A 24,272-nucleotide genomic window follows, 5' to 3' on the forward strand; every position below is an offset into this window, starting at 1 on the left:
TTGAACCAACCTTAATTTTAATTATTTACAACAACATCCTATTATCTTTATTAAAATAGTTGCATTAGTAAATAGTGTGCGTGAATTTAAGCGATTAAAGTAAATATCCTCAATTTCAGTGGTTATATCTTCATTACCAGGACAATAATTTTCTGGAAGAACTATAAAGGTACTAAATGGCATTGAATAATGCGCTGAATGAACTGATTGCTCACAATTTACTGCTGTATACTCAATAACTTCATTTAAAATACCATGAATTATCAACTTATAGCCTGTCAAAATTTGTCCTTCATTTGATTTTAAAATCGGAGTTTCTATTACATAACATTTAATTATATCTATATCACCATCTACTTTATTAATCTCTTCTATATCTGGTTTTTGTGATGGAATTATTATATTTTTTTCTATAGATAATTGTTTAAAGTTGCTAATACCAAGATTCACAACAACAGTAGAAGGATCCGTAGTAACAATACCAGTAATTCCATTTGGCAATTTATATTGGAATTTAGCAGTTACAGAATTTATAATTTTAAGCTCACAGTTATTAGCTATAACTTTAACTGAATATTCCACTATTGATTGTTCACCTGATTTAATTGTTCCAATATTTATACCTTTGCTTAAATCTACATTATTTATCCTAATCCCATTTACTTTGAATGAACCATCAATTAATTCAACTTCTGGAGACAATACATCTGTAAAAATTACATTGTAAGCATCTAACGTTCCTGTGTTTTTTATAGTTATGGTATAATTTATTACATCATCGATAACTACAAAGTTTGTATTAGCTTGCTTTAATATTTCAAGTCTAGCTATTTCTGGAACAACTTGAACTGTATCGCTAGTTGAATTACCAGTTTCTGGGTCATCGCCAGGTATTTGATACCCAAATGTTGCTTGAGCAGTATTTTCTATTGGTGAAATATCAGCAGAAATAACCTTTGCTTTAAAAGTTATAGTTTTACTTTCACCAACATTTAATACACCAATATTTACACCAGTTACTATTCCAGATAATGGATCAGGTATACCATCAACAGTAACTGAACCAGAAACGAATTCTAAGCTAGGACTTAATAAATCATAAATTATTATCGGATCTAACTCTACGTTACCTAAAATAATATCACCTGTATTCTTAGCAATTATTGTATAAGTTACAGTATCTCCAACTATTACATAAGGTTTATCTACTAATTTTACTAATTCAAGTTTAGGATTATAAACTGTAACACCAGGATCTTCTCCTTCTCCCTCGACTATTACTGGTGGTTTATTTGGATCTGTTGTACTTGTACCAGTACCAATAGCAACATTTTTGAAGGTATTAGTTAAATCAGCCAACACTTGTATTGTTAAAACAATATCTACGCTTTCACCAATTGCAAGGTTACCTATATTTATGCCAGCTTCAATATTTCCATTAATAACGGCACCATTAACAGTGATTTGAACAACATTGAATTCAGGTGGTAAATCATCTTTAACAATTACATTATTTATAATAATATCACCAGTATTTTCTGCTGTAATAGTATATTGGAAGATGTCACCAACTTTAACAGTAGGATTATTTGACACCTTGGTCATAGTTAATTCAGGATTATAAACTCTAACAGTTTCTTCATTACTTATATCAGTTCCATTAAAAATTTCTCCTGATACAGTATAATTAAATTTTGCAGAAGCAGTGTTGTTAATAGTTTTATCAGCAGGAATAGAAATTATCTTAGCATCAAAGGCTATAGTAGCTCCAGCACCAATAACTAAGGAGCCTATATTTACTCCAGTTAAAATGCTTTGATTAGAAGGTAAACCATTGATAGTTAGATTGTTTGAATATTGTAGCGATGGTGATAGTGGGTCTGTGACTATTATATTGTCAAGATCAATTTCACCATCATTTGTAACGAAAATAGAGTATCTTACTATATCTCCAACTATTGCGCCCGTTCTATCAGCAACTTTTTCTAATTTAATACTTGATTTTAAAACCGTAGTATTAACCGGTGGTGTAGGAATAATATTATCTATTGGTGGTTTATCTGGATCTACTGTATATGAATATTCTATATCTGCAGTATTAGTTAATATATTTGGAGCAGTATCTCCTACTAAAACTTCAAATGATATTATAGCAGTATCTCCAGCATCTATAGTTCCTACATTGATTCCTATATTAGGGTCTTCTGATGGTTTAGATAAACCATTTACCACTACTGAACCAGCTACGAAAGTTGTTCCTTGAGGAACTACATCTTTAACTATTACATCAGTAACAGGAACATTTCCAGTATTTTTAGCTGTAATAGTATAAGTTATAATATCACCTGGAGTTGTTGGATTTCTATCTACAGTTTTTATTGCCTCTTCAGGTGGTATTTCGCCATGTCTAACTTCTGTATATACAGTATTAGTATTTCCACCACCACTAGCTCCATTTGGATTATTTGGATCTACTGTATAAGTGTAGCTTATACTTGCTGTATTTGGTATTGGATTTGGATTTGGTATTTCATCTACTTTCACTTTGTAGCTTAACGTAACAGTTTGTCCTGGTGCAATACCATTAGTTACATTTATTCCTGTAGCCGGAACTCCTGTAACTGAAACATTTGCTACTAAGCTACCATTAACATATGAAGTACCATTTGGAATAGGATCATTTATAATAACATTATTTGCTGTAGTATTTCCTGTATTAGTTACTGTTAAGGTATAAGTTATTTCATCTCCAAGATCTGCATAATCTAAATTTGTTGATTTAACGAAGTTTCCTGGTGATACTAAATCAGCATTATTAATTTCTGTTGGTATTTCTGGTGTTGGTATTGGAGTTCCTCCTGGTACTGTTACTATGGCTACATTAGTTATTGGGTTAGGATCTGGAATTTCATCTCCTACTTTTACATCCCAAGATATAATTACAGTTTGACCTGGATTTATTGTAGTTATAGTAAGTCCTGTTTGTGGATCTGTTCCTGTATATGCAGTATTTACTGATAAATTATTATTATAAGTTGTACCATTTGGAATAGAGTCTGTAAATAGTACATTATTAACTGCCGCAGTTCCTGAATTTTTAATTGTAACTGTATAAGTTATGATATCCCCTAAGTCAGCATAAGACTTATTAACTGTTTTAGCAATTTCAAGAGCTGTTGTTTCTACAGGTGGGGTTGGAGTTGGAGTTCCTCCCGGCACTGTTATTTCAGCAATGTTTGTTATTGGATTTACTGTAGCATCTACTATCTTAACTTCCCATGTTATAGTTACAGTTTCACCTGGATTTATTGTAGTAATTGTAAGTCCTGTTTGTGGATCTGTTCCTGTATATGCAGTACTTACTGATAAGTTATTGTTGTAAATAGTTCCTGTTGGTAATGGATCAGTAAATAATACATTATTAATTGCTTCAGTTCCAGGATTAGTAATAGTAACAGTATAAGTTAATACTTCACCAACAACTGCAGATGATTTATCAACTGATTTAGTATTTTCGAGAACAGTTGTATAAACAGTATTTGTTTGAGTTGGTGTTCCATTAGGAATCGTTACAGTTCCTGTGTTTTGAATAGGATTAGGATTAGGTACAGTATTTCCTATTTTAACTTGCCAACTAATAGTTACAGTTTGACCTGGATTTATTGTAGTAATTGTAATTCCTGTTTGAGGATTTAATCCAGTATATGGTACATTTACTGACAAATTATCATTGTAAGTTGTTCCAGCTGGAATTGGATCTGTAAATAACACATTATTAACTGCCTCAGTTCCAGAATTAGTAATAGTGGCAGTATAAGTTATTACTTCACCTATATTTGCAAAAACTTTATTAACTGCTTTAGCAATTTCAAGAACTGTTGTGGTTGCTGGAGGTGTTGGAGTTGGAGTTCCTCCTGGTACTGTTATTTCACCTATATTGGTTATTGGATTTGCAGAAGTATCTACAACTGTGACTTGCCATGTTATAGTTACAGTTTCACCAGGGTTTATTGTAGTAATTGTAAGTCCACTTTGAGGATCTGTTCCTGTATAACCTGTACTTACTGATAAATTATTATTATAAATAGTTCCTTGAGGTACATCATCTATAAAGTACACATTATTAACTGCCTGAGTTCCAGGGTTATTAATAGTAACAGTATAAGTTAGAACTTCACCAACATTTGCAAAATCCTTATCTACTGATTTAGTATTTTCAAGGACAGCTGTATAAACAGTATTTGTGTCAGTTGGAGTTCCATTAGGAATAGTTACAGTTCCTGTGTTTGGAATAGGATTAGGAGTTGGAAGCACATCCCCTATTTTAACTTGCCAAGATATAGTTATAGTTTGACCAGAATTTATAGTTGTAATTGTGAGTCCTGTTTGAGGATCTGTTCCTGTATAGCCTGTACTTACGGATAGATTATCATTATAAGTTGTTCCAGCTGGAATTGGATCTTGGAAGAATACATTACTTACTGCAGTTGAACCAGGATTGGTTATACTTACAGTATAAGTTATTACTTCACCTACATTTGCAACAGTTTTATCAACTGCTTTTAAGATCTCAATTACTGTTGTTTCTGCTGGGGGTGTTGGTGATGGTGTCCCACCTGGTACTGTTATTTCACCTATATTGATTATTGGATTTACAGAAGTATCGATAACTATAACTTGCCAAGATATAGTTACAGTCTCACCTGGATTTATAGTTGTTATTGTAAGTCCTGTTTGAGGGTCTGTTCCTGTATAACCTGTACTTACAGATAGATTATTATTATAAGTTGTTCCAGCTGGAATTGGATCTTGGAAAAATACATTATTTACTGCCCCAATTCCAGGGTTAGTAATAGTTACAGTATAGGTTAGAGTTTCACCAGCATTTGCAAAACTTTTATCTACTGATTTAGTATTTTCAAGGACTGTTGTTTCTACAGGTGGAGTTGGTGTTGGAGTTCCTCCAGGTACTGTTATTTCAGCTATATTAGTTATTGGATTTGCAGAAGTGTCTACCACTGTAACTTGCCATATTATAGTTACAGTTTCTCCAGGATTTATTGTAGTTATAGTTAGTCCTGTTTGAGGATCTGTTCCGGTATAACCTGTACTTACTGATAAGTTATCATTATAAGTTGTTCCAGCTGGAATTGGATCTTGGAAGAATACATTATTAACTGGATCAGTTCCAGGATTAGTAATAGTAGCAGTATAAGTTAAAATATCTCCAACATTTGCAAAATCCTTATCTACTGATTTAGTATTTTCAAGAACAGCTGTAAAAACAGTGTTACTTTGTATTGGAACTCCACCATCTATGGATGCTGTTCCAGTGTTTGGAATAGGATTTGGAGTTGGAAGCACATCCCCTATCTTGACTTCCCAACTAATAGTTACAGTTTGACCTGGATTTATTGTAGTTATAGTTAAGCCACTTTGAGGATCAGTGCCTGTATATCCTGTACTGACTGATAAATTATCATTATAAGTTGTTCCTGAAGGAATTGGATCGGTAAATAATACATTATTAAGAGCTACTGTTTCCGGATTTCTAATAGTTACAGTATAAGTTAAAACTTCACCAACATTTGCAAAAGCTTTATCTACTGATTTATTTATTTCAACAAGGGGATCTCTTATTACTAGATAGTAATCTTCAACCTCTCCATCATTTGCTGGGCCTATGCTTCTTGTATCTAATAATGTTGGATCTGCAGCATTACCATTTACTAAATTATCAGTTGTAAGTCTTAGTCTTACAAAAGTATGATCTGGTGTTATACCAGCAGGTACAGTAAAGTTTAAAACTACCTGTTGAGTAGATGCAGAAGTTGGAATTACTTGAACAGAAGCAGCTTCATTCCCTTCAAATATACCATCTTGATTAAAATCTATCCAAGCATATAAATTAGCAGAAGCTCCCGTATTTATAGGATTTGTAACTGTTACAGTTAAGGAATAATTTGTATTAATTGTTAATAAGTCAGGAAGAGGAACTGCTAAACCATCATCTTGAATATTTTGTGGAATATCATCTCCTGTTGCATCAGTAGTTGTATTTGCATATGCATTAATCTCACTTGTTACTTGTGTTCCTAAAACTAAACCATTCAGTATTTGATGTCTAGGACCATTATTTGCAAGTAGTGTTGAATAATCATCCGGACCATTTCCAGCAGTTGGGTCAGGTGCATCACCAAAATCTATTTCAACTAAAGCATTAGCACACATAGCTCCGTCATTACCACTTGATGAAACAGTTTGTGAAAAAGTTTCAGCAGTGGCATTAGTACCAGAAAAAGTTATACGATAAATAACTCCTGTATCATTATTGATAGCATATAAAGTACCACTAGCATCCATAAACATAGCTCCATATGCAGCAGTACTTGTTGGTAAACCTGTTGTTGTAAAAGTTGTTACGCTACCAGTAGTTGGATCTATTCTTATCACTTCAGGATTAGTAGTTGTATAATCTATTGAATACAAATAACCATCATTTAAATTCCATGCCCAGTCTGCTATAGTAACAGAGGATTGAAGTGTATTTCCATAAGGTGATGTATCTACTATATAGCCATTTTGAGGATCAAGTAATTGACCAAATGTAGATGAATTTTGATCTACATCAATTACATAATACCTGTCATTTGTAGTATTATATACAAATAGATGACCATCATTATCTATATCTCCTACAATAAAATTAGCTGGATTTGATGGCAAATTAGGAACAACTCCAAAATCAGTTACAGTACCATCTTCTGCCACTCTTAAAAGATGTTCAGTATTAATATCAATACCATATATCATATTGTCTAAAGAATTATATCCAATAGCATTAATATTATATCCAATATTTGAGTCTATAAGAGTTACATCACCTGTTACTAAATTAATTTTTAAAAATTGGCTATTAAGACCTGGACCTGGGGTAGCAACTTGATATCCAATTGCTGAACAAATAAAGGTATCTGGATTATCATGACCAAAATTTGCTGCAGTTACGGTTTGATTATTTGTTATATTGGTTGCAGTTACAGTAACTGTATCAGTTCTAAAGGTACTTGAATTGGTAAATCCTGCTGGTTGGCCAAAAGTTGTTGGTGGACATGTAGCTCCAGGATTTATAGCTGTTTCATAGATAGTATAAGTTCCAGCTATATTAATATTTGTAAAAGTATATATACCAGATACATTAGTTTGGACTGTTGTACATACACCATTAGGATTTCTCAAAACTACATAGGCACTAGGTATTCCAGGCTCACCTGGATCATATACACCATTATGGTTTAAGTCATCAAAGACTCTTCCAGTAATAGTTGCAGCCATATATTAATCACTCCTTTAATAATAAATTTTAACATTTACAAATAGCATTAAAAACTTCTAAATTCTGCTACAATCTAACTTATATTTTTTACAGTATCAATATAAACATTAATTTAGAATCTATTAGAATCTATTAGAATGTATTAACTTGCCATATCAACCCGGTTAATTTCTTTAAACAGTTGCATTTGATATTTTAGAATTGTTAATGCTATAATGTTTAATAAAATCTTATTTAATTCTTTACATAGACTTTTTTTTCCTAAAAAAGACTCTAATCTATATTATTCTAAAATTCATTTTTGGTTATATATTATTCAAATTTAACTGATAGTTAATATAAATTATTTCTATAACTATTCATCTATAATATAAATTTTAAATTCAAATACCTATAAATAGACTCTCATCTTTTGAAATCTACCAAAACTACTAATTTAAATTAATCTTTTAAGTTTAACAACATTATATATTTAACCAATTTTTTATTAACGCATATATTAATACTATGAAAAATTAGGAGGTGCTTTATGAAAAATGTTAAAAGAGGACTTATTGAATATATCGGAATAGAAAAATGTCCAATAAAAAATAAGAAAAACTTTAATCAAATTAATATAGAGCAGATAGTATGTATTCCAAACCAAAAACCAGATATGGAACAAATAAATACAGTATCAGTTAAAGGGTTGGTGACAGATTATGAAATAGTTAATACACCAATTGGTTCATCTATAGAAGGTCAAATTATGACAGGTTATAAATTATTAGTTTGTGGAGATATAAAAATCAAGGTAAAATATATAGCATGTGAGCCAACTCAAACAGTTCATACTGCACATTTTTGTTTTCCTTTCTGTAACTATTTAGTTTTACCATCAGACTTTAATCCTAATATTAAAATAAATCCAAGTATATTAATTGAAGATATATTTTCAGATCAATTAGATAATAAGTGTATTTACAACAATATAACTATTCTACTAATAGCTGATATATAATAAGGAGCTGAAATTATGAGATGCAAAGTACAAACTAATATCAATCAAAAACTATTGCCATCACAGGTAAAATATTTTAAAGAAGAAATAATAAACGAAATATTAACAATTATATCTGAAAAACCAAATATTGAAAGAATATTGAATGTAGTAGTAGATCCCAAAATAGTAAGTATGAAATTAATTGAAACAGAAGAAGGATATTCTAATGAAGGTCAAAGATTAGCTGGATATAAGTTAATTATTGAATTAAATATTAAAGAAAAAATAACTTATGTAGCAGATGAAAAAACTCAAAGTGTTCATGTTGCCTATTTTGAAAATATGAAAAGTTTATTTATAGTTCTTCCTAAGGAAATTAATTGTATAAATACTTGTGAGTTATTTAGAAGTAATAGAATTTTTGTAACCCCTTACGTTGAAGCAGTTAAAGCTAGAAAATTAGATTGTAGAAATATTCATAAATGCATACTGTTACTTGTAAATGCAATTATATGTTAAAGTAATATTTAATATTATATCAATTTAATTATAAATTAAGAAAATCAAATAATAAAATAACAAATCTAGACATAACTACTGCAAATAATAGCTTTATAGTATTAAAGAACACAGAAAAATTATACTATATAATTTAATATAAATGTTATAGATATAATATTGTATTCATAACATTTTTATCACTAATGAATTATTGATAAAAATAATTATTTTTTACAAATCTCATTTTAAAATATAAAAAATCACCTTTCTTTTATATAATTGGTTTACATACACAATTTACAAAAGAAAGGTGTTTCTATCATAAAAAAATCAACAAAATTATTTATATAAATTTTATTGATATTTTTTATATAAGTTATGTTAGTTTGTAACCATATCTACCATTTCTTCTTCATTAGCCTTAATTCCAGCTAAAAGAAGAATATCCCCTTTTTTTAATATAGTTTCTCCATTTGGAAGAATCTCTTCAAAGCCTCTCATTATCATAACTATTCTACAACTTGGTGGAAACTTAATTTCTTTAAGAGGTTTATCAAATAAATCAGAGTTCGTTAAAACTTTTTCCCTTATACATATTTTATCTAAAGCAGATGATTTCTTTATTACAATTCCATCATATTTAAAAATCTTGTCAAATAAAATAGGGAATATAAAACAAGATATTATGGTAGTTACTATAAATAAGGTATACACTGAATCACTTATTATATTTAAAGAATGAGCAATTTGTAATCCAACTATCATCAAACTTAATTGACTTGAAAGTATAAATCCACCACTTACTGCTTTATTGGTTCCAAATAAAAAAGATAATAACAATGAAGCAACAGATTTTACTACATAAAATGCTATAAGTAATAATGGTATAAATTCTAACATTTTAATATTATTAAACATTGTTTTTATATCTAGATTTACACCCAATTGTATAAAAAATATTGGTATCAAAAACCCATATCCTATTATATCTAATTTTTCTTTTAAATCTTCACGCTTATATCCTGAAATAAGTGAAAATATTACCCCAGCTAAAAAAGATCCCATTATAATTTCTGCTCCTAAAGCATGAGATACAGAAACTAAAATAATAATCAAAGCAAAAGCAGCCCTTACTTCTATGTGAAGCCCTTTAAAATTTTCAATACTAAAGCTAAGCTTTTTTATTGATTTCTTTATAAGAGTATATATTAAGTAAGCAAGTGCAATTAATATCGTAAATAAAAAGTTCTTATAACTAAGACCTGAATCTATTATTGTTGATAAAATTGTCATTGCAATTAAACATACAAATTCACACAATAATGAAAAAATCAATAATGTTTGACCATAATCAGAATCAAGTAAATTTCTTTCCTTAAGTAAAGGAACTAATAGTCCTGGTGCTGTCGCTGTTAAAAGAAAAGTAGAAAAAAATACATCTTTTATTATTCCAACTCTAACAAAATAAACTGATATTCCAAAAGATACAACCAATGAAATTATAAGCATAGCAAAACATACTAATAAGGTCTTTATTGTTTTATTACCATTTTCATCTGATTTAAATTGATTGAAATCTATCTCCAATCCACTAAGAAACATCAAATAAGCTAAGCCTAAATTAGAAAGAAAGATAATCCATACATCTTCATGTACTAAATTAAGAAAGCTCTTTCCAAAGATAAGTCCAACAAATATTTCTCCAACCACAAAAGGTATCTTTACTTTTTTAAATGAATTAATCAATAATGGTGTTATAAATGCTAATACTGAAATTATCAGAATAGATTCAAAATTAATAATTTCTTCCATGAAACCCTCTCCTATTAATATAGATTTCTTCTCTTCATATATTCTCTCACCATTTTAAAATTATATAAATTTCTAAAAACTATTAAATACTTATATAACTTCAATCATTATATTGTATATTAATAATACTTGCAAATATATAATATTATTCTCAAAAAAATGTTTATATTTTTTTCATTAGATTTAAAAATAGTAGCATTCACCACTACATTTACCATTAAATAACTTATCTTTTACGCTTTCTTTATAAACCTTATTATCCTTAATATTATCTAACATATTTATAGCTTTTTTTAGGTTTTGCACATCCTTTTCCATATTATTAATAGAATTCCCTCTTCCAACTACTTTTAAATGCGTAACACCAGATTCTTTTAATCTTTTTAAAGAACATAATCCGCAGCCTGTCCCTCCAAGAATATATAAATCTTCAGTTTCATCTTCATTTTCTATATCATATTCGTTTTTCAAATAAAATTCTTCATTCTCTTTCTCATCCAACTCTTTATAATAAGTTTCAAGTTTCCTATCAACTTCCTTGAAATTATCTATATCTTTACTCACTTTTGATAAATAATATGGAATTTTACATAAATGTATCATCTCATCACAATGTAGAGAATTGCAAAAAGCACCAGTATAATGACATCTCTCATTTAAAATAAATGCTTCATACTCTAGATTTTTTACTGTATTATTACTTATACATGATTTCATATCTTCAATTGAATTTTTTCTATGAAATATGTAACGGGATAGATTTAGTTTATTAAAAAAATCAATAGAAAGACTATTTAATTCAGCACATTCTCCACTTAAATGTATAGAACATTTTATATTATTTTCTTTCAAATATAATATAAGTGCAATATCTGCTATAATAAAATCATTAAAACCGATATGTATTAAATCTTTTATTATTTTAGCTATCATTTCATATTGTTCTTCTAGGTAATATAAATAATTAAAAGTTATACTTACAGGAACCTTATATACATCAACCATTTTTCTTAGTATTTTCATATCCTCAAAAGAACTTATCTGAATATTATAATAAAGCACTTCTCTTCTATTTAAAGGAAACAGGTTGCCATATTTTTTATTCCATTCATAAGGAACATACCCACAAAATACTTCATCTGCTCCTGCTTTTACCAATGTTATATAATCATCAATACATCCTAATCCTGCTACTATCTTCATTGTATTTTCCTCCTAAGTAAATGAAAGAAAATAATAGACCTGAGTGCTTGTCTATTATTTTCTTAATTGTACCTTATATTCATATAAAATTTAAGACTATTCTATCTATACCACTATTTATATATTGCTCTAACTTTTTTGAACTTTTAAGTAAGGTATCATCAAATCCAAATAAAGAATTATATCTTCCAATCATTTTTAAATGTTTTGGATACATAAATACATAATCATTACAATAATTTGGACAGCCATCAACAAGCTTTTGATTTCCTCTATCCATTGTTTTACACATTGCATATAGTGGACAATATTGTGATGTATTTGTTTGATAAAAAGGAATATGCATACTATGGCATCCTTCTGCAATAGAAATTTTATACCCACAATTTTCATATTCATATCGTTCAATATTACAGTCTTTAAGAAATTTATTAAAAATTGAACTATCAAGGCTATTTTTTGATATAAGTTCCTTATTCTCCATATATCCATTCTTATAAATATATCTTGGATCTTTCTTTCTCTTATTTAATAAAACTCCTAGTGATAAATTAAAATAATCTGTTTTATCTTCAACCAATTTTATCATTCCAAAATCATTTATTATGATCTCTATTTTCATATTATTTTCATCACACCAATTATATACTTCATTTATAATATCTTTTGTTTTTTCTATATAATTTTCTCTCATATATGTAAAACATAATGTTATCTGAAGCTTTTCTTCTTTACCTTTTTTAAGCATATTCTTTAATAAATTCATGTCTGGAAATAAATTGTGACAAAATTGATTTCCAATATAAAGCCTTGTAATATCTTTTTGAAACAACTTATAATTATCTAAAAAATTTCCCTTTAAATAATCATCCTTAAAATTCTTGATATCCTTGTCCATATAGTTTTTATATAAAATATAATTATCTAAAGTAATAGCTAATTCTACTTTATTAATAATATTTTCATTCCAAGTTGTATAATCTAATTCTGTCATCCAATCCTTTTTTTGCTCTAAATAATACTCATAAAATTCATAATCTAATTCTGCTGGATACCCAACCATTTCTTTTGAAAATTCGTTTTCGTCTCCAAAAGCTTTTAACACAACATATCTTGAATAATTTTTAAAAATATTTCTTACATTATGTACATATTCTTGTGATTTAATAGAAAAAACATATGTTAAACTAAAATTCATTTCACTTTTTTCTATAATACTGTAGTCTTTTATTATTACTTCCTCGTATCTAAATTCATCAAATATATAAAATGCTACTTTTATATAAGCTATCTTTTCTATTTCCTCAGTTACACGAATAGTTAACTTTTCAGGAGATATTTTTAATATACTTACTTCTCTGTCATCTAATAAACAACTTACGAGTCCTGATGGTAAAAATTCAACTTCTTCCTTTTCCAAAATAGTACCTCCTAAAAAATCTCTCACACTTATAATCATAATTATACTACGTTTATAAGTGTAAGAGATTTAAAATTATATATGTATTGAATATTATATGTAAAGATGCTTCTTTAATAAAGTTAAAATAGCTCATAAAACTATAAAAGATATCCCTTATACTGCCTTCATACCTTTTAAATTAATCATTAAATTTTCTAATTATCAACTTTTATTTTAAAGAACTTTAAAGTTCTTATATCATCTGTTTGCCTTATCTCATCTAATACCCATCTATATTCATTTCTTATAAATTTCCAATATTCTTCAAAATGAACAATCTTATGAGCTTCCCCTTCTACTACTTTACTGGTTTTTTCATCAACTGTATAATCCTTTGATTTTGCCCTAATATGAACCCATATATAGTCTTTATCAATACCTTTAAAATCTTGTAGTCCAATAGGAGCATCACTTAATAATGTCATGTCTTCAAGAATATTTATTTCTTTTTTAATTCTCATCTCTTTAGTTTCTAATTTATGTTTATTATACAATTTATCACTCATATATTCTCTTGCTAACTCTTGATTTCTTTCCATCCACGCAGCTTGTACTTTATAAAAAGCTTCTTCAATATCTTTCTCCATATTATTATAATTCCAATTATTATCATTTTGAGATAATTCCTTTATTACTGAAATACTTTTAGCTTTCCTTTTATCTAATATTAATTTAAAAACAAATTTTACAGCTGAAAAAATACAAAGCAATACAATAAAAATACCTATAAGTTCAAATAAATTACCACCTCCTGAAGAACTGCTGCTTGATGAACTACTATGAGATGAACTTGAATGTCCACCTCCTCCAGCTCTTGCAAATGCACTGGTTGATCCATTAACTGCAAAAATCATCAATAATGATACTAATATCTTTTTTATAAAATTTCTAAACTTAATTTTATTCATAATCTCTCCCTTGCAGAATCTGTGTATGTATTACTTAAATACCTTAGTAAAATTCCTATATTAGTTTAGATGCAATTTCTTATAACACTTCCTTTACATCAGTAGGATTTAACAGATTCTTATTAATTAAATTACTTTATGTTCATTATAAATTATAGAATATTTGCCTAAATTATTGCAAATTTAAAAACCTACGAAATTCTAGATTTTCGTAGGTTTCATGCTAAAAGTAAAAAGCGACATGTAAAATCCACTATTTTTTATCATTATTTTTTATCTTCATTCTCATATTATGAATTTCATTATATTATTTGTTATTTTTCAGGAAATAATTAACATGTTCATTAAATCATAATTCTAGTGTAAAAAAATTTTAAACCTGAACTTTTATATGAGAAAATGTTTTAAATTCAAACAACCCCGTATCTGTTAACTTAATTTCTGGGATAACTGGAAGGGTTAAAAATGATAAAGTTAAAAAAGGATTAAAATCTCCTTCAAATCCTATTACACTTAAAGCTTGATTTAAACTATTAAGTTGCTTTTGAACATCTAAATAACTATTCTCAGATATTAATCCTCCTATTGAGAGAGGTAGTGATGCTATAACTTCTTTGCCTGAAACAATTGCAATTCCTCCATTCATCTTTTTAAGATGATTAACTGCCAAAAACATTTCTTCATCAGATGTTCCAACAACAACAATATTATGTGAATCATGAGCTACTGTTGTTGCAATTGCACCATTTTTTATACCAAATCCTTTGACAATTCCAAGTCCAATATTTCCAGTTTGATGATGTCTTTCTATTACTGCCATCTTTAATTGATCATTAAAAATGGATGTGCTAAAATCCCCTTTATCTATATCAACTTTTTCAACTCTATGATATGTTATTAAACTATTAGGAACTATTTCTATTATATTGCATAAATCAGACGTTAACTGTATTTTAAAATCATCTTTTTTTAATTCTTTCATATTTATTTTAGGTAAATTTAAAGCTAATTCTTTACTATTATCCTTTAGTTTAAACGCTTCTTTCTTTATTTTCCCATTATCTACAACACATTTTCCATTTTTTAAAACCTTATTTATTGAAATATTCTGTAATTCATCTAATACTAATAAATCTGCTTGATATCCTGGTGCAATTGCTCCAAAACTACGAAGTCCAAAAAATTCTGCTGCATTAATTGTTACCATTTGAATTGCTGTAACTGGATCTAATCCTTCTTTTATTGCAAGTCTAACATTATGATCTACGCTACCTTCAGCAATCAAATCATCAAGTAACTTATCATCTGTGACTAGCATACATCTCCTTGAATTTATTGGAGTAACAACTTTAATTAGTTTTTTTAATTCTTTAGCTGCTGTTCCTTCCCTAATCATTAAATACATACCTAATTCTAAACGTTCCTTTGCTTCCTTTACATTTGCACATTCATGATCTGCATAAATTCCTGCTGATACATATACATTTAATTCTTCTTTACTAAGTCCTGTAGCATGTCCATCTATAATACTTCCATTTGAATGAGCATTGATAATTTTCTGTAACATCTCTTCATTTAAGTTCACTATTGATGAATAATCCATAAATTCTGCAAGTCCTAATACCCTTGGATGTTTATAAAAAGGTTGTAAATCTTCTGCATCAAGTTTTGCTCCACTATTTTCAAAAGAAGTTGCTGGAACACATGAAGGAAGCATAATAAACACATCTATTGGCAATTCTTCTGATGCATTTAGCATAAAATCAATCCCCTCTGTACCTGCAACATTTGCAAGTTCATGAGGATCTGCCATTACTGTAGTAACACCATGTTGAACAAGAACCTTTGATAATTCATGTGGTGTTAACATTGTACTTTCTATATGCATATGGCCATCAATGAACCCAGGAACTATAACTTTATCCTGTGCATCTATACTTTCTTTTCCATCATACTTACCAATACCTGCTATAATTCCATCTACAATAGCTATATCACCTTCTGTAATTTCTCCAGTAAAAACATTTAATATTTTCCCATTTTTCACAACAGTATCTGCCTTTATCTCTTTATTAGCTACCCTAATTCTTTTTTTTAATAAATTCATATCAATTTTCATAAAATAATCTCCTTCCATAAATTTCTAATTTAATTTTGTGTAAAATAAAAAAATCCTGATTGCAAAGAAAAAAGACACATCAATTTTCTTTGTAATCAGGATTTTACGGTTCCTGGTAGAAACCCTCAAACCATATTCTTGAGGTTATACAAATAATTTTTTCATTAATTTTTAAATTATTATAACTTATAATAAATACCTTGTCAATTAATAGAAAGATAGTTAAGCCACGATATTTCTTTCCAGAGTTTTAATGGTTGAAGCGAAGCGTGACCTTTAAAATCCACCAATAAGTTTTATCTCATTTAATTAATTTTTCAACTGTCTAATCAGCTAGAAACGATTCAATTACTTTAAAAATTAGAATCTATCTACTTATTAGTTAACGTATAAGTATTTGATTCCCCTTCAGGAGTTCCATTAAAATAACTTGTTTCATTAATATCATACCTAACAGCATAAGTTATGCCACCGCCGCCATCTTTTATTCCTTTTATTTGAACTTTACCTACCGATGAAACACTAATCTCTTTAGGTTTATGCTTAATCATAAAAGCATCTCCTATTGGAGCACCATTTACAAGTACTTGTACATAGTCTCCATCTTCTGCTGCATAATCCCATACCCAAATTTTAGTATCCTCCTCATCAGATTTATGTGTGATTGTGTAATCTTTAGGTCCAGCATTTTCATCTTTTGATAATAAAATAGTTCCTGCTGAAACAGTTGTAGATGCTCCATTTTTTAATGCATTTTGTGCAGATTCAGAAGTATCTACTTTTGAAGTACCTGATAACGTAATTGCAATTATAAAAACAGCAATACATATTATTCCAAAGATTTTAAGAGGCTTATCAATTTGTTTTCTGTTAGCTTTCTCATTAACTTCTCTTTCTGTGTCTTCAAATCTGATATTTTCCTTATCGTTAACATCAAGTTGTTCCTCATCTGACTGATTTCTAAAACTATTTGACTGTTCATCTGTATCATAATTCGTATTTAAATGAGTTTTAATATCCTTTTTAATGTTATTTTTAAAATTCTGTTGTTCATTACTCATAAATTTACCTCTCTTCAATATGCTTTACTGGCTTTAACTTAAAATAAATACACATTCCTATTCTACAAATAAATAATTGTACTATCATCAAAATAAAAAAGGTAATATGACGAGCATTGCTCTGTACCTCATATCCAAAGTTTAATATTGACTCTCCAATACAAAGAATTATTAGATTTACATAGAAAATCTTTGTAAATGAATATAACCAAGGAAATACTCTATACATTTTCCTAAGTGGTGGAATAAGTAAAGATAAACCAATAAATAATCCTCCAAAACCTATAAATGCAGCACTTGAATTCGGTCCAGCAAATCCAGAACCTCTTACAGCGCTAATATCCATTAAAAAAGCAATGGGCATAAAAATTAACAGAAGTAATACCAAAGACATTGGAAAAACAAAATAAACAGCAGCTACAGTATTTCCTAAAATTTTTTTTAAAGATTTCACCTAAATCACACCCTTTCTATATCAGTATCAACTATTGTAATCAATTCTTCTTTTGTTAAATCCATATCTGAACTTAAGCGCACTGCTTGATTATTCACTGCTTTTTCATACAGATTTCTCACATAACGCCCATTTCCAAATTGAGGTTCAAGCCTTACTGCATCAAATATATCTTTAAGCTTGTTTTTAGCTGATGAATGAATTTCATATCCATTATCTTCAAATAACATTTCAGCTATCTCTACTAATTGCTCTCCAGAATAATCTTCAAATTTTATTATATTAGGAAACCTTGATTTCAATCCGGCATTTATAAAAAGGAATTTATCCATATCATCACTATATCCAGCTAATATTACAACTAGTCTATCTCTATAATCATCCATAAGCTTTATTAATGTATCTATTGCTTCTTTTCCAAAATCGTTATCTCCACCTTGAGATAATGAATATGCTTCATCAATAAACAATACACCATCCATTGCTTCCATAATTTTTTCCCTTGTTTTAATTGCTGTTTGTCCCACATAACCTGCAACAAGTCCAGCTCTATCTATTTCTACAAGTTTACTTGTTTTAATTACACCCATATTATACAAAACTTCAGCTACTGTTCTTGCCATCATAGTCTTTCCAGTTCCAGGGTTCCCCTTAAAAATCATATGAAGAGTCTGTTTACTATCAACAGGAAGTCCAAGTTTTTTACGTTCATTTTGCATTCTAAGCCTTGCACTTAAACCACGTATATAATCTTTAACTTCTTCAAGACCTATTATTTTAGATAATTGATTCTCTAAATTGAAGTTATCCACTGATTTATTTTTAACTTCTATATCATCACTTATAATTATATTCATCTCAGCTACTGACACATCATTCATTGCAATTCTAGATGATTGTTTTCTCATTATTTCTTCAATATAATTTCTCACCATACGTCCATTTCCAGAATGTGCATTGGATTGTTTATGCAATTGAGAGATTTGTTCTTTCATAAGTATATTGGCTCTATCATCTAATACAAAGCCTTTATCCTTAATCATCTTTAAACTTATTTCAAATAAATCATCTGCACTATAATCTGGAAAATCAATCATAAGAGGAAATCTTGATTCAAGTCCAGAATTACTCTTTAAGAAGTCTGACATTTCTTTCTTATAACCAGCAAGAATAACAATTATTTCTCCTCTACTATCTTCTATAAGTTTAACTAGTGTATCTATTGCTTCCTTTCCAAAGCTTCCACCATCATTAGCTAATGCATATGCTTCATCAATAAATAAAATGCCTCCTAAAGCAGACCTAAATACTTCTTCAGTTTTCTTAGCTGTCTGCCCTACATACTCAGCTACTAGGCCACTGCGATCAGTTTCTATTAAATGACCAGATTTTAAAAGTCCCATTTCCTTGAACATCTCTGCAACAATTCTTGCTATTGTTGTTTTCCCTGTTCCCGGGTTACCACTAAAAATCATATTTAGAGCCTGTGATGCATCTATCATCATTCCTACTTTTCTACGTTTTTCTTGTGCAATTAATAACTTATATTGAGTTCTAACAAAATCCTTAACATTTTCAAGACCAATAATCTTAGAAAGACTTGCTTCCAAATCAAAATTCCCTGTTTCTTCAAATTTAAAATCATCATAGGTTAATAAGTCCATTGCTGCAGTCTCATCAACTAATAGACGTTTGGATTGATTAAGTATAGCACTTTCTATAACATTTCTAACAAGACGACCATTTCCACTATCATTTCTGCCTTTAATTTGTTTCTTATCAAATAATTTTATAAGTGGATCTTTGCAATCTTCTGATACTTTATAGCCCTTTGATTTTGCTGTAATAAGCGAAATTTCATACATTTCTTCAGATGTATAATCCTCAAAATCAATTAGATTTGGAAAACGCGATTTTAAACCTGAATTAGTTTTTAAAAACTCTCCCATTTCATCTTTATATCCAGCTAAAATTACAACTAAATCATCTCTGTTATCTTCAATACCTTTAACCAATGTATCTATTGCCTCAAGTCCAAAAGCATCATGCTTATCTCTACAAAGTGCATAGGCTTCATCAATAAATAAAACTCCACCTAACGCAGATTTTATAGCGTCATTAGTTAATTTTGCTGTATGTCCCACATATTGCCCAACAAGATCTGCCCTGGTGACTTCTCTTAATTGTCCTTGCGATAACACACCAAGTGCCTTTAGATATTTTGCAACTATACGTGCAATTGTAGTTTTACCTGTCCCAGGATTCCCAGTAAATATCATATGCATTGAAATATTTGCAGCCTTAAATCCAGCATTTTCACGTATTTTTTGGATTTTTAAATTATCTTCAAGACTTAAAACATACTGTTTTACAGATTCAAGCCCTATAACTTCTTTTACTTCCTTTCTTACATCATCAAGTCCAGACATGTTCTTTTGTGGTAAAACATCAGTTAATCTTATTAAATCATCATCAATTTGTGCTGAAAATTTACCATCTATAACAGATAAAAATACGTTCTGATTATTTTTAATAATAATCTTAAGTTTAAGCTCCGCCAATGGCTTGTATATATTAGAATCAATGTACTTTTCCAGACCATTTATTCCAGATACACTTCTATAGTTTGATACAATCACCTGAGAAACAGTATTATCACACTGTAAAACTATTGAGAGATTTTCACTACATTTTCTCTTATTTTTTCCAATTAATTTTTCTGCTATTTTATTTAATTCATCACAACTAAAGTTTTCAGTATGAAGTATATCACCTACACATTCCATAAACTTTGCTCCAAAGGTATTCATTACATCCTTCTCGGACTTTTCTGAAGGAAAAACAAAATACTTGTTATTAGCACTTATCTCACTTATTGAGTCTTGCAGAAGCATTCCATTTGCCTCAACAAGATTATTATTCTGAAATACATATCTTGAGCTAAGAGTATATTTCCCATAATTTGTTAAAGTTTCTATTATATCAATAATACTAGAATGACACTTGTCAAAATTATTAAAAATTACGATGTCAGACTGACCATACAACGCTTTGTATAAATCTGATAAAAATATCTGAAATTCTGAAACAGTAGCATATAAAGAAAGGTCTATAGTCGACACAACATCACTGCTAATTATTTTCCTTTGTTTAAGAAGTCCTGAAATAAAAGATATACTGCTATGCTTCCCTGTACCTTTATTTCCAAGAATAAAAATAACATTTTTAGGCTTGAATTTATCATATCCTGTTACAAAAGGACGCTTAAATGCTATGCAGAGATTATCTAAATAATCTGTTTGTCCTATTATTAAATTCCCTATTTCGCTTCTAATGCTATTAAATATATCAGATATATTATTACTATTTACTTTTGAAGTATCTTTATGTTGATATGCTGCTGTATTTACATTTTGTTCTGCATTTGCTCTATTACTAAAAGTCTGCTTAATAAGATTATTGGTACTTATATGATCATCTCTTGAATATGAACTTTCTTTGCTATATTTCTGCCTCATATTTTGAGTTTGCTTTTGTCTTTTATTTTCACTAGGTCTTACTATAAAACCATGCTCCTTAATAACTTCAATTATCTGAAGCTCTGGGAAAATAAATTTAACTATATCATTTCCACTAAATTTCACTTGTTTTACCCCCGCTTATTTAATTTACTTTTTTCAATATCCATATCAAGCATTTTTATATTATTAATATTTTCTATTCCAAAAGTAATATACTTCTTCAATTCTCTCATCAGTACATAAATTTATACATTCATCCATAGTTAGTATAATTGTGAAAGAAGTTATTTGTCAATAAAACACATTAATACCAAAAATTCATTTTAGATATTATTGATAAGTATAATTTTACCTACTTTAATAATTAAGTTAGTTACAGAGCAAGGTAAAAATTTAACGCATGTGACAAAAGATATAGCAGTTATGGAAGTTAGCATTATAATATGCTATCCACAAAATTTTGTAATTCCTGATAATAGAAAATTAAGAATCTAATATGAATAACTAAGAAAAATATAAATTTTTTCATATAAGAATCTAATATCAAAAAAAATTTCTCCACTTCTTTACTTACCATAATTTACCGCTGTATATACATATAAACCTATCGATAATATAAATACAAATATGTAAAAATGAATTCAAAATATTAAAAGATTCATATTATTTATCTATTAAAAGAAAAGGAGGACTATCTAGTATAAGAAAAATAATTTCCGCAAAGATTTTAACAACTGCCATTATTGTAACAGTTAGTATATTTGAAACAATAGTTATTGATATAAATTCAGCTAAAATTTACAATAACTAAAATATCTTATTAAATAAAAGGAGGATTTTTTTTGCTTAAGAACATAAAAATAACCACTTCAATTTCCATTATTGTAATTTTGTCTTTACTATCTACTATATTTATAAGTATTTTAGGTAGTAAAAACATGAAGTCCATGAATACCAATGCTAAAATTATTTATGATGAAAATCTACTAGGAATCTCACTCATGGCTGATGCTATTGGCAGTTTAGGTGTCATAAGAAATGATTTTTCAAAGTTATTAGAGAGAAACTATGATAAATCCTATGTTGATTCAATTGAAAAATATGATAAAGCTCTAAAAGCATCAATAGAAAAATATGGATATGATAACGTAAGTCCAGAAGGTAAAGCCATACTAGATAAGTTCAATAAATCTTATAATGAATACTTTGAACTTTTTAACCAAGCTAAATCACTTAAACAACAAAACGTTGCTATTCCTAATGAACTAAATACAAAATTAGATTCTTTAGGCAATACCTTAAGTACTTCACTAAATGAAATAATTGAACTAGATAAAAAACAAGGTCAAGAGCGCAATATAGAAAATGGAAACTATTATAATAACTCTAAAATACAATTTATATTAATTTGTGTAGCTTCTGCATTGCTTATATCTATTCTATCTTTATTAATTTACTTAACTATAAAATCATCAATTAAAAATTTTGTTTCTACTCTAAAGACTATATCAGCAGGTGATTTTACTGTAGATGTTGATACATCATCAACAAATGAGTTTGGTATAATGAAAAAAGAACTTGGATCTACTATTGACTCAATTTCTTTTATGTTAAAATCTATAAAAGATAATACTTCTGTGATAAACGGCCAAGCTGAAAATCTTTCTTCAGTTTCTGAAGAGATGTCTTCATCATCTCAAGAAGTAGCGACTGCTATTCAAGGTGTAGCTCAAGGTTCAACATCACAAACACAAGAATTAATGGATATGTCATCTACTCTTAGAAATTTCTCAACTGCTATTAACAATATAGTTTCATCTATCCAAAATGTAGATACTAAAGCTAACCATATAAATAGTATGGCTAAAAGTAGTAATGAACAACTAGGAAATCTAGTTACATCTATTAATAATATTAGTAATTCCTTTGGAAATGTAAGCAGTAATATATCTCATCTTGGCCTAAACATCAAAAAAATTAATGATATTACTGGACTTATAAATACTATTGCTGAACAGACTAACCTATTAGCACTTAATGCAGCAATAGAAGCTGCTAGAGCTGGTGAATCTGGTAGGGGTTTTGCAGTAGTTGCAGATGAAATTAGAAAACTTGCTGAACAAAGTAAAGAATCATCAGAAGAAATTAATACTTTAGTACAGGTTATTTCTTCTGAAGCTGATGGAACAATATCAACAACTACAAGTGTAAATAATGATCTTGCAAATCAAGTTACAGTAATAGAAGATTCTATTTTATCTTTTAAAGATATTATTCAAGGTGTAGAAGAAATCTTACCACTAATATCAAATATAACTAATGAAGCAACTAACGTTACTACTCAAAAGGATACTATAGTAAATAAGATTGAAAATACCTCTGCTGTATCTGAAGAAAATTCAGCTTCATCTGAAGAAATAGCTGCTTCTGCACAGCAAATGACAGCTTCTGCTCAAGAAGTCGCTGCAAGCTCTGAACATCTTTTATCACTTACTAGTAATATCTTAAATGATGTTACTAAATTTAAAACAAAACATTAAAGTTCTATTTTTAACACCTAGATTTTATTTCTAGGTGTTTCTTAACATTCTTTCTTAAGCTACATTTTCTTACTTAAAATAATCTTACTTTTCTAGTTCTTTTCTTAATGTCTTAACAAATCTAGCTACATATTTAGCAGTATGTTCTTCATCTTTTCCCTCTGGAAACATCTTATTGTTTATTAAAGCTACTATAATATCCTTTATTTGTTCATCTTCCATATAAAAAACTCCTTAATATTAATAAAACTTTACTAAAATAAGTGCTCATATAATATATTTATACCAATCTAAAATAAATGTTCTAAAAATATTCTTGCTATAAAACAAATACTTTCATAATAAAGTAGACTTTTAATAAAGTAAATTTCTA

Annotated in this window: 13 protein-coding genes and 1 riboswitch; of the genes, 3 read left to right on the forward strand and 10 right to left on the reverse strand. The window is 28.5% G+C overall.

Translation table 11 applies throughout. From position 1 onward, the window contains the following. Positions 1–21: 21 nt before the first annotated feature. Positions 22–7,335 (reverse strand): CLIPPER-2 domain-containing protein, encoded by a 7,314-nt coding sequence (locus tag KYD98_RS08485; protein WP_219779201.1) that lies wholly within the window; start codon positions 7,333–7,335, stop codon positions 22–24. Between the two features lie 530 nt (positions 7,336–7,865). On the opposite strand from KYD98_RS08485, the gene KYD98_RS08490 reads away from it, so the two are divergent. Both KYD98_RS08490 and KYD98_RS08495 read left to right on the forward strand, forming a co-directional pair. Continuing rightward, positions 7,866–8,336, forward strand: coding sequence for an SPOCS domain-containing protein (locus KYD98_RS08490; protein ID WP_219779202.1), 471 nt, complete (start codon positions 7,866–7,868; stop codon positions 8,334–8,336). 15 nt (positions 8,337–8,351) lie between these two features. Beyond that, entirely contained in the window at positions 8,352–8,837 is a 486-nt protein-coding gene (locus tag KYD98_RS08495) for a hypothetical protein (protein WP_219779204.1), read from the forward strand. A gap of 363 nt (positions 8,838–9,200) precedes the next feature. Here KYD98_RS08495 and KYD98_RS08500 read toward each other — a convergent pair whose 3' ends face one another. From KYD98_RS08500 to KYD98_RS18415, 8 genes are all read right to left on the reverse strand, one after another. Beyond that, positions 9,201–10,631 carry a cation:proton antiporter gene (locus KYD98_RS08500; RefSeq protein ID WP_219779206.1) on the reverse strand — a complete coding sequence of 477 codons (1,431 nt, stop codon included), beginning with the start codon at positions 10,629–10,631 and terminating at the stop codon, positions 9,201–9,203. Between the two features lie 183 nt (positions 10,632–10,814). Continuing rightward, positions 10,815–11,834, reverse strand: coding sequence for a U32 family peptidase (locus KYD98_RS08505; protein ID WP_219779207.1), 1,020 nt, complete (start codon positions 11,832–11,834; stop codon positions 10,815–10,817). A 79-nt stretch (positions 11,835–11,913) separates the two neighbouring features. Continuing rightward, positions 11,914–13,254, reverse strand: coding sequence for a hypothetical protein (locus tag KYD98_RS08510; RefSeq protein WP_219779208.1), 1,341 nt, complete (start codon positions 13,252–13,254; stop codon positions 11,914–11,916). A 197-nt stretch (positions 13,255–13,451) separates the two neighbouring features. Beyond that, a complete protein-coding gene (locus KYD98_RS08515; RefSeq protein ID WP_219779210.1) occupies positions 13,452–14,204 on the reverse strand; it encodes a Tim44 domain-containing protein in 753 nt (250 codons plus the stop codon). Between the two features lie 373 nt (positions 14,205–14,577). Further along, positions 14,578–16,323, reverse strand: coding sequence for an adenine deaminase (gene ade, locus KYD98_RS08520; RefSeq protein ID WP_219779211.1), 1,746 nt, complete (start codon positions 16,321–16,323; stop codon positions 14,578–14,580). A 72-nt stretch (positions 16,324–16,395) separates the two neighbouring features. After that, positions 16,396–16,495, reverse strand: a riboswitch (purine riboswitch). A gap of 199 nt (positions 16,496–16,694) precedes the next feature. Further along, positions 16,695–17,384 carry a hypothetical protein gene (locus KYD98_RS08525; protein WP_219779213.1) on the reverse strand — a complete coding sequence of 230 codons (690 nt, stop codon included), beginning with the start codon at positions 17,382–17,384 and terminating at the stop codon, positions 16,695–16,697. A 4-nt stretch (positions 17,385–17,388) separates the two neighbouring features. Next, complete coding sequence (locus KYD98_RS08530) at positions 17,389–17,838, reverse strand: hypothetical protein (RefSeq protein ID WP_219779214.1); 450 nt, start codon at positions 17,836–17,838, stop codon at positions 17,389–17,391. Positions 17,839–17,843: 5 nt separating this feature from the next. Then, positions 17,844–21,482, reverse strand: a complete 3,639-nt coding sequence (locus tag KYD98_RS18415; protein WP_219779216.1) for an AAA family ATPase — start codon at positions 21,480–21,482, stop codon at positions 17,844–17,846. 719 nt (positions 21,483–22,201) lie between these two features. On the opposite strand from KYD98_RS18415, the gene KYD98_RS08540 reads away from it, so the two are divergent. After that, positions 22,202–23,899 carry a methyl-accepting chemotaxis protein gene (locus KYD98_RS08540; protein WP_219779217.1) on the forward strand — a complete coding sequence of 566 codons (1,698 nt, stop codon included), beginning with the start codon at positions 22,202–22,204 and terminating at the stop codon, positions 23,897–23,899. A gap of 84 nt (positions 23,900–23,983) precedes the next feature. On the opposite strand, the gene KYD98_RS08545 is transcribed toward KYD98_RS08540, so the two are convergent. Continuing rightward, complete coding sequence (locus KYD98_RS08545; RefSeq protein WP_219779219.1) at positions 23,984–24,121, reverse strand: hypothetical protein; 138 nt, start codon at positions 24,119–24,121, stop codon at positions 23,984–23,986. Between the last annotated feature and the right edge of the window lie 151 nt (positions 24,122–24,272).

The sequence above is a fragment of the Clostridium weizhouense genome (genome assembly GCF_019431045.1).
GTDB lineage: Bacteria > Bacillota > Clostridia > Clostridiales > Clostridiaceae > Clostridium > Clostridium weizhouense.

Bases quoted from the DNA above. Each gene is read 5' to 3' on its own strand.
- KYD98_RS08485 (WP_219779201.1), bottom strand. From the start codon at position 7,335: ATGGCTGCAACTATTACTGGAAGAGTCTTTGATGACTTAAACCATAAT.
- KYD98_RS08490 (WP_219779202.1), top strand. From the start codon at position 7,866: ATGAAAAATGTTAAAAGAGGACTTATTGAATATATCGGAATAGAAAAA.
- KYD98_RS08495 (WP_219779204.1), top strand. From the start codon at position 8,352: ATGAGATGCAAAGTACAAACTAATATCAATCAAAAACTATTGCCATCA.
- KYD98_RS08500 (WP_219779206.1), bottom strand. From the start codon at position 10,631: ATGGAAGAAATTATTAATTTTGAATCTATTCTGATAATTTCAGTATTA.
- KYD98_RS08505 (WP_219779207.1), bottom strand. From the start codon at position 11,834: ATGAAGATAGTAGCAGGATTAGGATGTATTGATGATTATATAACATTG.
- KYD98_RS08515 (WP_219779210.1), bottom strand. From the start codon at position 14,204: ATGAATAAAATTAAGTTTAGAAATTTTATAAAAAAGATATTAGTATCA.
- ade (WP_219779211.1), bottom strand. From the start codon at position 16,323: ATGAAAATTGATATGAATTTATTAAAAAAAAGAATTAGGGTAGCTAAT.
- KYD98_RS08525 (WP_219779213.1), bottom strand. From the start codon at position 17,384: ATGAGTAATGAACAACAGAATTTTAAAAATAACATTAAAAAGGATATT.
- KYD98_RS08545 (WP_219779219.1), bottom strand. From the start codon at position 24,121: ATGGAAGATGAACAAATAAAGGATATTATAGTAGCTTTAATAAACAAT.